At 45.2% G+C, this 13,848-nt stretch carries 10 protein-coding genes; 4 read left to right on the top strand and 6 right to left on the bottom strand.

The window, feature by feature from the left end; all coding sequences use genetic code 11:
• Positions 1–34: 34 nt before the first annotated feature.
• Together aguA and IP510_RS06865 are read left to right on the top strand one after the other, a co-directional pair.
• Positions 35–1,141: an agmatine deiminase gene (gene aguA / locus IP510_RS06870; RefSeq protein ID WP_194364023.1), complete on the top strand. Its 1,107-nt coding sequence runs from the start codon at positions 35–37 to the stop codon at positions 1,139–1,141.
• A 128-nt stretch (positions 1,142–1,269) separates the two neighbouring features.
• On the top strand, positions 1,270–2,643 hold the full coding sequence (locus tag IP510_RS06865) for an NAD-dependent succinate-semialdehyde dehydrogenase (RefSeq protein WP_194364022.1): 1,374 nt from the start codon (positions 1,270–1,272) through the stop codon (positions 2,641–2,643).
• 664 nt (positions 2,644–3,307) lie between these two features.
• Here IP510_RS06865 and IP510_RS06860 read toward each other — a convergent pair.
• The 3 genes from IP510_RS06860 to IP510_RS06850 all read right to left on the bottom strand — a co-directional run bounded on the left by IP510_RS06860 (position 3,308) and on the right by IP510_RS06850 (position 7,989).
• Positions 3,308–4,750, bottom strand: coding sequence for an APC family permease (locus IP510_RS06860; RefSeq protein ID WP_194364021.1), 1,443 nt, complete (start codon positions 4,748–4,750; stop codon positions 3,308–3,310).
• A gap of 326 nt (positions 4,751–5,076) precedes the next feature.
• Complete coding sequence (gabT, locus tag IP510_RS06855) at positions 5,077–6,339, bottom strand: 4-aminobutyrate--2-oxoglutarate transaminase (protein ID WP_194364020.1); 1,263 nt, start codon at positions 6,337–6,339, stop codon at positions 5,077–5,079.
• A gap of 186 nt (positions 6,340–6,525) precedes the next feature.
• Entirely contained in the window at positions 6,526–7,989 is a 1,464-nt protein-coding gene (locus IP510_RS06850) for an NAD-dependent succinate-semialdehyde dehydrogenase (RefSeq protein WP_194364019.1), read from the bottom strand.
• Between the two features lie 230 nt (positions 7,990–8,219).
• Between IP510_RS06850 and IP510_RS06845 the strand changes: the two genes are divergently transcribed.
• Positions 8,220–8,984, top strand: a complete 765-nt coding sequence (locus IP510_RS06845; protein WP_194364018.1) for an IclR family transcriptional regulator — start codon at positions 8,220–8,222, stop codon at positions 8,982–8,984.
• 85 nt (positions 8,985–9,069) lie between these two features.
• Here IP510_RS06845 and IP510_RS06840 read toward each other — a convergent pair whose 3' ends face one another.
• The 3 genes from IP510_RS06840 to IP510_RS06830 form a co-directional block, all read right to left on the bottom strand.
• On the bottom strand, positions 9,070–10,116 hold the full coding sequence (locus IP510_RS06840; RefSeq protein ID WP_194364017.1) for a histone deacetylase family protein: 1,047 nt from the start codon (positions 10,114–10,116) through the stop codon (positions 9,070–9,072).
• A gap of 116 nt (positions 10,117–10,232) precedes the next feature.
• Positions 10,233–11,453 carry a CaiB/BaiF CoA transferase family protein gene (locus tag IP510_RS06835; RefSeq protein WP_194364016.1) on the bottom strand — a complete coding sequence of 407 codons (1,221 nt, stop codon included), beginning with the start codon at positions 11,451–11,453 and terminating at the stop codon, positions 10,233–10,235.
• 196 nt (positions 11,454–11,649) lie between these two features.
• Positions 11,650–12,834 carry an acyl-CoA dehydrogenase gene (locus tag IP510_RS06830; RefSeq protein ID WP_194364015.1) on the bottom strand — a complete coding sequence of 395 codons (1,185 nt, stop codon included), beginning with the start codon at positions 12,832–12,834 and terminating at the stop codon, positions 11,650–11,652.
• A 176-nt stretch (positions 12,835–13,010) separates the two neighbouring features.
• Here IP510_RS06830 and IP510_RS06825 point away from each other — a divergent pair, with 176 nt between their 5' ends.
• Positions 13,011–13,838, top strand: coding sequence for an IclR family transcriptional regulator (locus IP510_RS06825; RefSeq protein ID WP_194364014.1), 828 nt, complete (start codon positions 13,011–13,013; stop codon positions 13,836–13,838).
• Positions 13,839–13,848 lie beyond the last annotated feature (10 nt).

The following is a 13,848-nucleotide window of genomic DNA, read 5'->3' as shown; positions in this document are numbered from 1 at the left end:
TTCTATAACTGCTTGAGTGCAATAAGGTGACTTTATGTCCAGATTACTGACAGGTTCAACTCCCAAACAAGATGGCTTTTATATGCCTGCAGAATTTGCACCTATACAAAAAGTCTGGATGGTATGGCCGTATCGAGAAGACAATTGGCGACAGAAAGCCGTCCCCGCGCAAGCAGCCTATGCAGATGTTGCTACTGCCATCAGACAGTTCAGTGAGGTTGGTGTCTTGGTCAACGCTGATGATTTTGATAGTTGCCGTGCGCAACTGCCCGATAATATCGATGTGATAGCCATGCCAAGCAATGATGCGTGGGCGCGTGATACCGTTCCGACATTCTTAATCAATGATGCCGGTGATATACGTGCTTGCGATTGGACATTTAATGCATGGGGCGGCGATTACGATGGTCTTTATACGCCTTGGGATGATGATGACAAGCTCGCTGAGAGACTGTGCGAACATTTGAATATTGAGCGCTATCGTACTGACGATTTTGTGTTGGAAGGCGGTGCGTTTCATGTCGATGGTGAAGGTACCGTATTGACCACCCGTATGTGCTTGCTCAGTCCTGGGCGCAACCCTCACTTAAATGAAGCACAAATCGAAGATATGCTGAAATCGTATCTCAATGTCGAAAAAGTGCTGTGGGTTGATGACGGTATCGATCCCGATGAAACCACTGGGCACATTGATGATATTGCTTGCTTTGCGCGACCTGGCGAAGTGGTCTGCTTATTTACGGATGATACTGAGCATCCATTTTATGAAGCCACGCAAAAGGCGTATCAGCAGCTTTCAGAGATGACTGATGCAAAAGGCCGGCAGTTAAAAGTGCATAAACTGTGTTGTACCAAGCATCCTGTCACCTTGCCTGACAATGCTGATATTACCCAGTCTGGCGATGCCAAGTCTCGTAATACGGACGATATTTGTATCGCCTCCTACGCCAACTTTTTAATTTGTAATGACGCTGTCATTGTACCGCAATATGATGATATAAATGATGCTCTCGCTATCGAGCAGCTTGAAAAAATCTTTCCTCAGCATCAGGTAGTGGGAGTACGAACGAGAGAGATTGTGTTTGGTGGTGGCAATATTCACTGTATTACTCAGCAGCAGCCAGCAGCAATGAAAAAGTAATGTCTTAAAAAATACTTATGATGACAACGCACTTGTCATAACAGCAATACTGACTAGAACCATGTAGTATCAATAACAACCCAAAACGGATTTTGAACCCAATAATATTTTAAACTACAGGACAGATTATGAGCGATTATCAAGTTAACAACCCAGCCACTGGTGAAGTAGAAGCCACTTACCCGACCGCCACTGAGCAAGAAATTCAGCAAGTGATTGAGAAGGCTGACAATGCCTATCAAGACTGGCGTCACGTTTCATTAAATGAGCGCAGCGCACTACTGCACAAAATCGCCGACAGCTATCTTGAGCGCCAAGACGAGCTATCCCGTATCGTCGCCAATGAGATGGGCAAACCAGTTGCACAAGCGAAAGGCGAGATCGGTCTGGTGGCTGATATCTATCGCTACTATGCAGACAATGCTGAACAGCTACTAGCGCCTAGCACCATTGATGTTGATAGCGGATCAGCCTCGGTAGAGAAACATCCTGTGGGCGCCCTATTAGGCATCATGCCGTGGAACTATCCGCATTACCAAGTAGCTCGTTTTGTCGCGCCAAACTTTATGGCAGGTAATACCATTATTCTAAAACACGCGCCGCAGTGCCCTAAGACAGCAGAAATCATCGTCGATATTTTCAAAGATGCGGGCGTACCTGAGGGCGTTTATAACAATATTTTTGCCACCAATGAGCAATCAGCGACCATCATTAACGATACACGCGTACAAGGTATTTCGTTAACAGGTTCTGAACGCGCTGGACAAGCAGTGGCAAAAGAAGCTGGCGGCGCACTCAAAAAAGTCGTGCTAGAATTGGGTGGTTCAGATGCCTTTATCGTCGCAGCCGATGCTGATATCGAACAAGCCATTCAAGGCGCCATCTCTGGTCGTTTTGGTAATACAGGACAAGCCTGTAACGCTGCTAAACGCTTGATTATCATTGAGTCTGTCTATGACAAGTTTGTTGAGGGCTTCACCGCTGTGGTAAATGGCATCACCTTGACCGATCCTCTTAACGAAGATACATTTATGGGTCCCATGTCCTCAAAAGCCGCTGCCGTCAATCTACAAGCGCAGCTAGATAGTGCCATTCAAGCAGGGGCAACCGTGCTCGTAGAGGGCGGCATGGTAAAAGACAAGCCGGGTGCTTGGTTTGCGCCTGCTGTTCTGACAGATGTGACTGAATCAATGGATGTGTACCGTGAAGAGCTGTTTGGTCCGGTGGCTGTGATTTACAAAGCAAATGACATCGAACACGCTATCAAGATTGCCAACGACGTACCCTTTGGTCTAGGTGCTTCTATTCAGACACAAGATGCAGCACTGGCTGCTGAAATTGCGGACAAACTAGAAGTGGGTATGGTCACTATCAATGCGCCGTCTGGTAGTGAAGCAAATACCCCATTTGGCGGGGTCAAGCGCTCAGGCTTTGGTCGCGAGCTTGGTACACTAGGTATCACTGAGTTCTTAAACTACAAGCTGATTCGTGATAAATCTTAATCCTATTATTGATTTACTCCAAAAAAAGGCCTAGTATCGAATATTAGGCCTTTTTTATTGGAAAATTCTTATGCATTATTTTCATGCTAAATTGTCTTTATATAGCTAGATGATGCGATGTCGAGTACACTGCCAAAGTCTAGAAAAATGTCTTGCTGCTCATTGGTCATGGTGTCAGCCAGTCGCAATGCTTCAATCAATCATCTGGCACTTGAATCTCATAGCTTTCTCAATAAAAAGCTAGTACTGAGATTTTTCTAAAGCGAAAAAAGCATCATTGACTAGATGGTTTTCTTCATTGAAGCGAACGTATATCCCTTCACTGTCTTTTGTTGCATACCAATACTCGTCGTTTGCACCAATATTTATTTGAAAAAACTTATTGCTTATAATATTGCCGACAGTGTAAACCGAACCTTCCACAAAAAAATCGTTGCCACAGGTACATTTTAGTTTATCCCCACTTCTGATCATACAGTCCACTTCCACAATAATGATAATAGCAAACAAAAGTTATTTATTTTACCTCTTTATTATTAAATGTCAATATACGAATATTATGCTGGCTGATTATTAACTCATTCTCGAACAGAACAAAGACAACGAAAAAGCCTAACGTTTTACGTTAGGCTTTTTTATAAACAATTCATTGTCCAAAATAATGCTATTTTTTATAGGGATTTTCTTTTAACCACAGCTGATTCACGATTTTTAACTCGCGCAATTCTTCTGCCATGATGGCTTCACTTTTGCCAGGGTACTTAATGGTTGCATAACCATATAGCGCCACACCTAATACCGTCCAACCAAAGAAAATCCACCACTCGATAGCGGTCAGCGCAGAAGGCATACCTGGCATGTATAGTGCCAATAAGCCAAAGCTTAGTGCGATCGTGATCATACCCACCAGTTTACCTGCAGGTATCTTGAATGGACGTACCATATCAGGCTCACGGTAGCGCAGTACTAAGAAAGAGATAGCAACACAAGTATAAGCAATGACGATACCAAAGCCACCAGCATCAACAATCCACACGAGCATTTTGCGACCAAATAATGGCGCAAGCGTTGCTAGACCACCAATCAATAAAATCGCATTAACAGGTGTGTTATATTTTGGATGTAATTTGCTTAAAAATGCTGGCAACATATGCGCTTTTGACATTGCATATAGTAGACGACTACCACCAATCAAGAACGCATTCCAGCTTGATAAAATACCTAATACACCACCGATAACCAGTAAAATACCAGCCCATTTACCATGCCACGCATTGGTCATTGCATCAGCGGTCGCCAACGTAGAGTTTTCTGCTTGAATCAATGGCAATGTGGTACCGACACTCCACGCCACTGCGATGTACCAAAGTACTGCAATCGTTATTGATACGATTAGGAATTTGCCGATATTAGGACGGGTTAAATCAATCTCTTCAGCTGCCTGTGGAATCACATCAAAGCCGACGAACATAAAGGGAACCATCACGATAACTGCCATCACACCAGCAGCACCACCAATAAACGCTGGGGCTTGTATCGCAGTCGATGTTGCAGGATTATATAATGCTGCACCAATGAATAGCAATATACCGACAAACAAGATCCCTACAACCGCTGTTTTTTGGAACCATGCACTGACTTCCATGCCTCGTATATTCAGCCATGTCACAATCACTGACCCTAGCATCCCCACACCAACCCAAGTGGCATAGACATCCCAGCCAGCTATCGTCCAGAGATAACCTTGGTTATAATTGGGAATAAAATACTCAACCACCGTCGGCAATGCGACTGCCTCAAATGCGACTACTGAAAAATAACCAAATAGAATACTCCATGAGCAGATAAATGAGACATTTACCCCTAACGCTCGGTGGGTATAAGTATGCTCACCCCCTGTGATGGGCATTGATGACGCAAGCTCAGCATAAGTCACACCTATCAGTATCACTGCCAAACCACCTAGAAAGAACGCTAACATCGCGCCCCATGTACCAGCAGATAAGATCCAGCCGCCAGCCAGTACTACCCAACCCCAACCTACCATAGCACCAAATGCTAAGGCTATAATATCAAACATCCCTAGCGATTTTTTTAGTCCAGACATAACTTACTCCTTGTCTATGTGTCACCCAGATTAATCCGTCAAAACTAAACTGGCTTTAGTGTGTTCGGGCATAGCCCATTATCGTTATTTTCCGTACTTACCCATTCATAGGGCACACCTATGAATGGGCTTAAATCGCTTTATTCATTCCCTGTACTGACCCTGTATATAGGTCACAATAAAAAGCCAGCTCAAAAAAATAACGGCGTCTTGTCATGCAAGGCGCCGTTATTCATTCAATCACTCAGAGTAAGTACTCTTAAGTACTATCAGGACAGGCTTACCATTGCTTTTAAATCACTGCCTTTAAAATATCGCTGTTCAAATTAAGCAGTTAATATGCCGCCAATGATATCAAGGCCTTCTTGTAAGATTTCATCTTCAACCGTCAATGGCACCATCACACGAATGGCGTTGCCATACATGCCACAAGACGCTAGTAGCAAACCTTGCTCAAATGATTTGGCTTTTAGATTGTTTGCAGCGGCTGCATCAGGTTTGCCTTCGCTATCGATCAATTCAAACGCTAGCATAGCGCCTTTATAACGAATATGACCGATGCTGCTTAGGTCTAAGCCTTTTAAGAACGCGGCGATGGTATCACCAATCACAACACTACGCTCAAGCAAGTTTTCTTCTTCAATGACTTCCATGACAGCGAGTGCAGCCACACAGGCTAGTGGATTACCAGAGTAAGTACCGCCCAAGCCGCCTACTTGCGGGGCATCCATGATATCAGCACGGCCGATGACCGCAGAGATAGGATATCCGCCTGCTAAACTCTTGGCAGTCGTCATAAGGTCAGGCTCCACACCTAACTGCTCACCCGCAAATAGCGTACCGGTTCTGGCGAAACCACACTGTACTTCATCAAAAATAAGCACGATGCCATGCTCATCACAGATGTCGCGTAGCGCTTTGGCAAATGATGGCGTTACTTGATGGAAACCGCCTTCACCTTGGACTGGCTCGATGATCATTGCAGCGACTTCACTAGGGTCGATGTCCGCTTGGAAAATCATGTCAAGGCTATGTAGCGCTTGTGCTTCTGTTACGTTCAATTCTTCTGCAGGGAACAATGCATGGAACACAGGTCCTGGCATCGGGCCAAAGTTCTTTTTGTATGGCAATACTTTACCAGTCAAGCTCATACACATCATGGTACGACCATGCCAGCCGCCAACGAAAGAGATAATGCCTGGACGACGGGTTTTAGCACGAGCAATCTTGATGCAGTTTTCGACCGCTTCTGCGCCAGTGGTCAAAAAGAACGCTTTTGTCGGACCAGTAATAGGCGCTTTTTCACACAGCTTTTCAGCCAAATCTACATAGCACTCATAGTTGATCATTTGTGCCGCAGTATGCGTAAACTTGTCTAGCTGCTCATGCACACGTTGGGTGATTTTTGGATGGCTATGACCGGTGTTCAATACTGAGATACCACCGACGAAGTCGATATAACGCTTGCCTTCGATGTCCCAGATTTCTGAGTTCTTTGCTCTTTCTGCAAAGATAGGAAAGGCAACCCCAAGTCCTGTTGGTAAAACAGCTTTGCGGCGCTCAAGTAATGATTGGTTGGTAGTCGTCATGGGAATGTCCTTTTCTTTGTTCGTAACATAAGTGCCATCTAGGGATTGGCGGTTTATTTGATGTTTATCTTTATACTCAGTAGATATCAAATGGTGCTTGTTTGACTTAAAACACCACAGATATCTAAAAATTTGCGCTAGTTTTTGCTTTTCTGACTAGGTAGCCAACTAATTACGTTGCGGCTATCAAGTGATATCAGAGCACCAGTATTTGGTCGTGATGTAGTCTTCGATGCCGTATTTTGAGCCTTCGCGGCCAAAGCCAGACTGCTTCACACCGCCAAATGGGGCAACTTCTGTAGAAATCAAACCCGTGTTGTGGCCGATGATGCCGTACTCAAGACCTTCGGTGACGCGCCATGAACGTGCATAGTCACTACTATAGAAGTAAGCGGCCAAGCCATAGATAGTATCGTTAGCAGCACGGATAACTTCTGCTTCATCTTTGAAGGTAAAGATGGTCGCAATCGGTCCGAAGATTTCTTCAGAAGCGATGTCCATCTCACTGCTAATATCTGTGATAACCGTTGGGTTATAAGTCAGCTCTGATGCGTCATTGACACTACCACCAGTGACCAGCTTTGCACCTTTATCTAGCGCGTCTTTTAGCAAGGCTTGTACTTTATCTAACGCTTTTTTGTTGATAAGAGGACCGATATCGACGCCTTCTTCTAAGCCATTACCCACTTTTAGCTCAGCGACTTTTTTGACAAAGATCTCTAAGAATTTATCTTTGATACTGTCTTGAACATATACGCGGTTGGCGCAGACACAAGTCTGACCAGCATTACGATATTTAGAAGCGATTAGGCCAGTAGCGGCTTTTTCTAGATCGGCATCATCAAAGACGATAAATGGCGCATTGCCACCCAGCTCTAACGATAACTTCTTAATAGTCGGCGCGCATTGTGCCATCAGCGTACGGCCTACTTCTGTAGAGCCTGTAAATGACAGCTTATGAATGCGTGCATCACCCGTTAAGATGTCGCCGATGACAGAAGACTTACCAGTGACGACTTGAATAACACCAGCTGGAATACCCGCTTGTTCTGCCAATACACCCAGTGCCAATGCAGAGTATGGTGTCTCGGTAGCAGGTTTGACGATAATCGTACAGCCTGCTGCTAGTGCAGGAGCAACTTTGCGCGTGATCATCGCGGCTGGGAAGTTCCAAGGCGTGATAGCGGCACAAACACCGACCGGCTGCTTAAGAACGACATGACGTAGCTGCGCGCTATTAGCAGGAATCACATCACCATAGACGCGCTTGCCTTCTTCGGCAAACCAGCGGATAAAGCTGTTGGCGTAGCCTACTTCACCGCGTGACTCAGTCAGCGGCTTACCTTGCTCAGCAGTCATGATGATGGCCAAGTCTTCTTTGTTGGCATCGATCAGATCAGCCCACTTTTGCAATAACTCTGCACGCTCTTTGGCGGTTTTTGCTGCCCAGTCTGCTTGAACGTCATGAGCATAAGCAACAGCTTCGTTGACATCTTCTGTGGTGAGGCTGGGTACAGTACCAATGAGCTCGCCATTAAAAGGATTGTTTACATCGAGCGAAGCTTCATCACTAGCAGCATGCCAGCCGTCTTTGATGAAGCAAGATTGTTTGAGTAAATCTGGATTTGATAACTGCAGCGCGTGTGACATGTTGACGCTCCTTGTCATGTAGGGTTTATTTATAAGAATGGATAAAATAGTAAGTCATAAATAATTATTGATAATTTATTTTTTGTTCAATATAATGAACACGTATTCTATATACGAGACGTCATTATAAGAACGATATGACGCGATTTGCAACCCTTAATCTCATTATTTTAAAAATTATCTTGTACTTCTTTCTTTTATTTCATTTTATTTACTTTTATAGGTTACTTATGAGCTCGACTGCCGTACCTGCGCTAGACAAAACGTTTCAGATTTTGGACTTGATTACCGATAGCTCACAGCCTCTGACAGCGGCTCATATCGCAAAAGAGCTTGGGCTGCCTCGTAGTTCCACTCATAATATTTTACAAAGCTTACTTGGCAAACATGTCATTTATAAAGACCCTGAAAGCCGTTTTTATTTGGGTTCATATTTGATGTATTGGGCAGGCAAGTACGAGCAGCAGCAAGGCGTGGTGCAGTTGTTTAAAGATTTGATTGTGCAGTATCCGGTACTTCTTCAGCACACGGTGACCTTGTCAAAACTTGATTTGGGCGAAGTGGTATTTTTGGCATGCCATGAGTCCCCTGCGCCGCTTGGCTTTACTTTTCGTGCAGGCGTTCGCGTACCTGCCGTATTTTCGGCGACAGGCAAAGCCATGCTATCGACGTTGTCGATGGACAGTATTAAATCATTGTATAAAGATGCATTTCCGACGCCGATGACCCAGCATGGGGTCAATAATTTTACCGATTTGGCCACTGAGCTTGCAGCGATACAAGAAAGCCGAGTGTCTCTCGATGATGGGCAATTACGTGATGGCATGTATTGCTTAGGGACCTATATTCGTAATGCATCAGGTGTTGCGATTGCTGGTATGGCGGTGAGTTTTTTACAAGGAGAGTATGAAAGCAAACGCGAGGAAGTGAGTGCGGTCTTAATTGAGTTGGCAGAGCAAATTGAGCAGCGTTTGGGGTTAATTACTCATTCATAAGCAGTAGATGCAGGGTCTGTTACGACGAACCCTGCAACCAATTTTCTTGCTCTCTAACGCTGATGAGCTTTTAATAATTTCAGCGCTACTCTGCAATGAGCCCCGATAAAAATGCTTGCAAATTATCATTGAGCTTTTGAATGTAATAACCACCCTCAACTAAAACAATCAATGGCTTGTTTAGCGCTTTCATCCTCTGTGCCAACACCTTGAAGCCTTCCGTACTCACGGCGCATCTCGCTTCTGGGTCATTCTCATAAACATCAAACCCCAAGACATGAACTATCACATCAGGGTCAAATAGTGTCATTGCCTCAATAGACTTATCAACATATTCAAAAAAGCCCGCTTCATCGGTGCCATGTGGCATCGGGAAATTGATATTGTAGCCCCCACCTTCGCCTATACCTTTTTCAAATGCATGGCCAGTCACTGCTGGATAAAAGTTAACAGGATCACCATGTACTGAAGTATAAAGCACGTCTTTACGGTCGTAAAATATCTCTTGGATACCCTGTCCATGGTGCATATCCGTATCAATAATGGCTATCTTTGCGTATTTCTGGCGTAGATGTTCAGCGATGATGGCGGCGTTATTCAGATAACAAAATCCACCCGCAGCACTTTTTCGAGCATGATGACCAGGCGGCCGTGAAAAGCAAAGCTGTATATGACTGTCGGCACGCTCTGTCTCTGGCTTCTCATCATTTAACAGTGCTTCAGCTGCATTGAGCGCAGTCTGTGCCGACCAATAGATAGACGTCCAAGAATGCTCGCTGATGGGCGCACTGTCATCCGCTTGATACTTCGCAGCTTTTGCCATGATGCCAATACCAGGATTATCATACGGCACAAAAATTCCCGTCTGCACCTGCGCGCCCAAGTCTTCCTCAACTGCCATCCAGTCATCATAGCCATGCTTGAGAAACTCAACATAACCAAAATCATGTACCGCTAATATTGGCCCAATGCCAATATCGGTCGCTGCGGTCACCTCTAAGCCTAACGCTGCTGGCGCTTTTAAAAACTCAACCATGCGCTCTGGTACTTCTAACGGCTCATGCATCTTTCCATAAGAAAAATAAGGGAGTGGTCTGTGCAGGTTTAGGTTTTCATGACTATAGATTTTCATGCGTCACATTCCTTGTTTGAGACTACTTGGTTTTAGATTTTTTGTTTGAAAAATTCTATTTCCTAGCTTTTATTTTTAGCTTTTATCACTGTAAATATACGGCTGCAAGCATTGCTTTAAATAATCCCATCGGCTTTTAGCTTGGCTATCGTAGCCTTATCATAGCCTAAATTTGCCAGCGTACTGTCAGTATGTTCGCTCAATTGTGGTGGTGGCGTACGGTAAGTGACCGGTGATGCGGACAACTTAATAGGATTGCCAAGTGCTCTTACCGGACTGTCTTGCTCGGTGAAATTAACGATCATCTCACGGGCTTGCGCTTGCGGCATGGCCAAGGCTTCAGCCACGTTATGAATAGCGCCGCATGGAATGCCTGCTTGATCTAAAACCTTTAGCCAATAGGCGCGTGGCTGATTAGCAAAATGCTTAGTCAGATCGCTGCACAACAATTCGCGATTGGCAACGCGTTGTGGATTGGTCGTAAAACGCTCATCGGTATGCCAATCAGCATTCAACACATGACATAGCTTGGCAAACTGACTGTCATTCCCACAGGCTAAGATAAAGTGCTGTTCACCCTGACCTGCAAACACTTGATACGGCACGATATTAGGATGCTGATTGCCCAGTCTTGGCGGTATCTTATCTGAAGCCAAATGGTTCATACCGACATTGGCTAGCATGGCAAGTGCACTATCAAGCAATGCCACATCGACATGTTGTCCAAGTCCAGTATTTTGACGTGCCAGCAGTGCCGCTTGTATACCTATCGTCAACTGTAAACCTGCAAACAAATCGACGACTGCGACGCCAACTTTGTGCGGTTCGCCATCACTAGGACCCGTGATACTCATCAGCCCTGACAATCCTTGGATAATATAATCATAACCGGGGCGCGCGGCATCTGGTCCTGTCTGCCCAAACCCCGTCAACGACGCATAAATCAGCCGCGGATTGGACTGTTTTAGGCTGTCATAGTCTAAGCCGTATTTTTTCAGGCCACCGACTTTAAAGTTCTCAACCAAAATATCACTCTCAGCAATTAGCTGCTTAATGATGTCTTGTCCTTTAGGCGTGGTGATATCTACCGTCAGCGATTTTTTATTGCGGTTAATCGTAGCGTAATAAGCGGAGGTGTCATCACTGAATGTTGGCGGTGCCCAATGACGCGTCTCATCACCGATATGAGGACGCTCAACTTTGATGACTTCGGCACCAAGATCAGCTAACACTTGCGTACAAGAAGGCCCTGCCAACACTCTCGACAAATCAAGCACCTTGATACCATGCAATGCGCCTTTGGCCACGTCATTATCGGTATTGCTATCGACTGTCATAATCATCCCTTATTGTGTCGCGTATTTTTTGATTTTTTAATTATAAAATTGTTCTTCATGATTTAGCTATTTAACCGTTAAATCATGAAGAACAACTGAAAAACGTACGCTACTGCTTATATATGCTTCGTAAAAAGCCAAACAATAACGTACGTTAGGGCATGTGCTAAATCTGAACATTTAACTTAAATTCAGTTTAAAAGAACGCTTGAATGCCTGTCTGCGCACGGCCTAAGATAAGCGCGTGGATATCATGCGTACCTTCATAAGTGTTAACAGCCTCTAAGTTCATGACGTGACGGATGATATGGAACTCATCAGAGATACCGTTGCCGCCATGCATATCACGGGCGATACGAGCGATATCCAGTGCCTTACCGCAGTTATTACGTTTAATGAGTGAGATCATTTCAGGCGCTGCATTGTCTTCATCCATCAAACGACCCACGCGTAGCGCTGCTTGTAAACCTAAGGTGATTTCAGTTTGCATATTGGCAAGCTTCAACTGTACCAACTGCGTTGCCGCTAGCGGACGACCAAACTGCTTACGATCGAGCGTGTATTGACGAGCCGCTTTCCAGCAGAATTCAGCCGCACCCATCGAACCCCAAGCGATACCATAACGGGCTTTATTTAAGCAGCCAAATGGCCCTTTTAGACCACGGATATCTGGGAAAGCATTGGCCTCAGGAACGAATACTTTGTCCATGACAATCTCACCCGTGACTGACGCACGTAGTGAGAACTTGCCTTCGATTTTCGGTGCTGATAAGCCTTTCATACCTTTGTCTAAAACAAGACCTCGAATCTCGCCAGCATCATCTTTTGCCCACACGACAAACACGTCAGCGATAGGACTGTTGGTGATCCACATTTTATTACCCGTCAACTCATAACCGCCATCCACAGCGCGCGCACGAGTCGACATCGATGAAGGATCTGACCCAGAGTCTGGCTCAGTCAAACCAAAGCAGCCAACATACTCACCCGAAGCAAGCTTAGGCAAATAACGCTCTCTCTGCTCTTCAGTACCGTATGCCCAAATAGGATGCATGACCAAGCTTGACTGCACACTCATTGCTGAACGGTAGCCCGAATCAACGGCTTCCACTTCCTTAGCAATCAGACCATAGGCAACACTTGATAAGCCAGCACAGCCATAGCCCTCAATCGTGACACCAAGCAGACCCATTTCACCCATTTGACGCATGATATTACGATCAAAATTCTCGTTGCGATTGGCCTCAACAATGCCAGGCATCAGCTCTTTTTGAAAAAACTGACGGGCGCTGTCGGTGACCATGCGTTCTTCTTCAGTGAGCTGGTCACGTAATAAGAAAGGATCTTCCCAATCAAAGCGTGGGCTGGTAGATGTTGCCATGTGGATCTCCTTGGTATCAGTCATCCTGACTGACGAATAGTGTTTGATACATCATTTGGTCTAACAAGTCATTGACTTCATTATTCCGCTGTGCGAAACTTAGTTTCATAATTTAAAACCATTTAAGCAAACTTTCGCCGCGCTGTAAACCTTTATCCAAAAAAGATGAGTATAAAATGACGAAACCCTTATCAACAGCTACTCCGCTACTCGAACGCATACATGGAATTATGAGCCAGAGCAAGGAAGATAACGACCGACAGTTCGTCACAGCACTGGGTCGTGGACTGACGATACTCGCAGCATTTGAACATGATGATAGGCTCACCCATCAGCAACTGTGTCAAATGACAGATCTGCCAAAAGCAACCATTACTCGGCTGATCCATACTTTAACCACGCTTGGGTTTTTACGTGTCACTGAGCACGGACAGTATCAATTGGGCAGTAGTGCTGTACGTCTCAGTGCGACTGCATGGAGTCGTCACGATATGGTCGCAACGGCTGAACCTTTACTGCGACAGTTCGCTAGCGAAAATGAAGTATCCGTGAATTTGGCAACCGAAGTTGAAGGGGAAATGCGCTATCACGCCTGCTGCCGTAGCCCTGCACGCCTATCGGTCAACTTACAAGTTGGCTCCGCTGTACCTATCGCACGCACTGCCATTGGACGTGCTTTTTATGCGGTAAGTACGCAAGCGAGACAGGCGGTCATCATTAGTAATCTCCAAGAGAATTTGTCTGTTGAAGAATATAACGATGCACAAACTGCCCTAGACAGCGCGGCAGAGCATTATGAAAAATACGGCTATACCGTGTCTGATGGGGAATTCTCTACTGACATATTGGCAGTCGCCATTGGCGTGTTTGATGTTGCGACTGGACAATATACATACTCGCTCAATGCCAGCGTGCCAAGTGCCAACTGGGAAGCGGATGACTATGCTGCCATGATAGTGCCAAAATTGCAGGCGTTGGCGGAGCGGATTGGTTCGGGCGTTTAAAAGAGAATAA

Source organism: Psychrobacter sp. NG254 (assembly GCF_015277735.1).
Lineage (GTDB): Bacteria > Pseudomonadota > Gammaproteobacteria > Pseudomonadales > Moraxellaceae > Psychrobacter.
This window is presented reverse-complemented; position numbering and strand designations above follow the sequence as displayed.

Coding starts and splice junctions, on each gene's coding strand:
- IP510_RS06865 (WP_194364022.1), top strand. CDS start 1,270: ATGAGCGATTATCAAGTTAACAACCCAGCCACTGGTGAAGTAGAAGCC.
- IP510_RS06830 (WP_194364015.1), bottom strand. CDS start 12,834: ATGGCAACATCTACCAGCCCACGCTTTGATTGGGAAGATCCTTTCTTA.
- IP510_RS06825 (WP_194364014.1), top strand. CDS start 13,011: ATGACGAAACCCTTATCAACAGCTACTCCGCTACTCGAACGCATACAT.
- IP510_RS06835 (WP_194364016.1), bottom strand. CDS start 11,453: ATGACAGTCGATAGCAATACCGATAATGACGTGGCCAAAGGCGCATTG.
- aguA (WP_194364023.1), top strand. CDS start 35: ATGTCCAGATTACTGACAGGTTCAACTCCCAAACAAGATGGCTTTTAT.
- IP510_RS06845 (WP_194364018.1), top strand. CDS start 8,220: ATGAGCTCGACTGCCGTACCTGCGCTAGACAAAACGTTTCAGATTTTG.
- IP510_RS06840 (WP_194364017.1), bottom strand. CDS start 10,116: ATGAAAATCTATAGTCATGAAAACCTAAACCTGCACAGACCACTCCCT.
- IP510_RS06850 (WP_194364019.1), bottom strand. CDS start 7,989: ATGTCACACGCGCTGCAGTTATCAAATCCAGATTTACTCAAACAATCT.
- IP510_RS06860 (WP_194364021.1), bottom strand. CDS start 4,750: ATGTCTGGACTAAAAAAATCGCTAGGGATGTTTGATATTATAGCCTTA.
- gabT (WP_194364020.1), bottom strand. CDS start 6,339: ATGACGACTACCAACCAATCATTACTTGAGCGCCGCAAAGCTGTTTTA.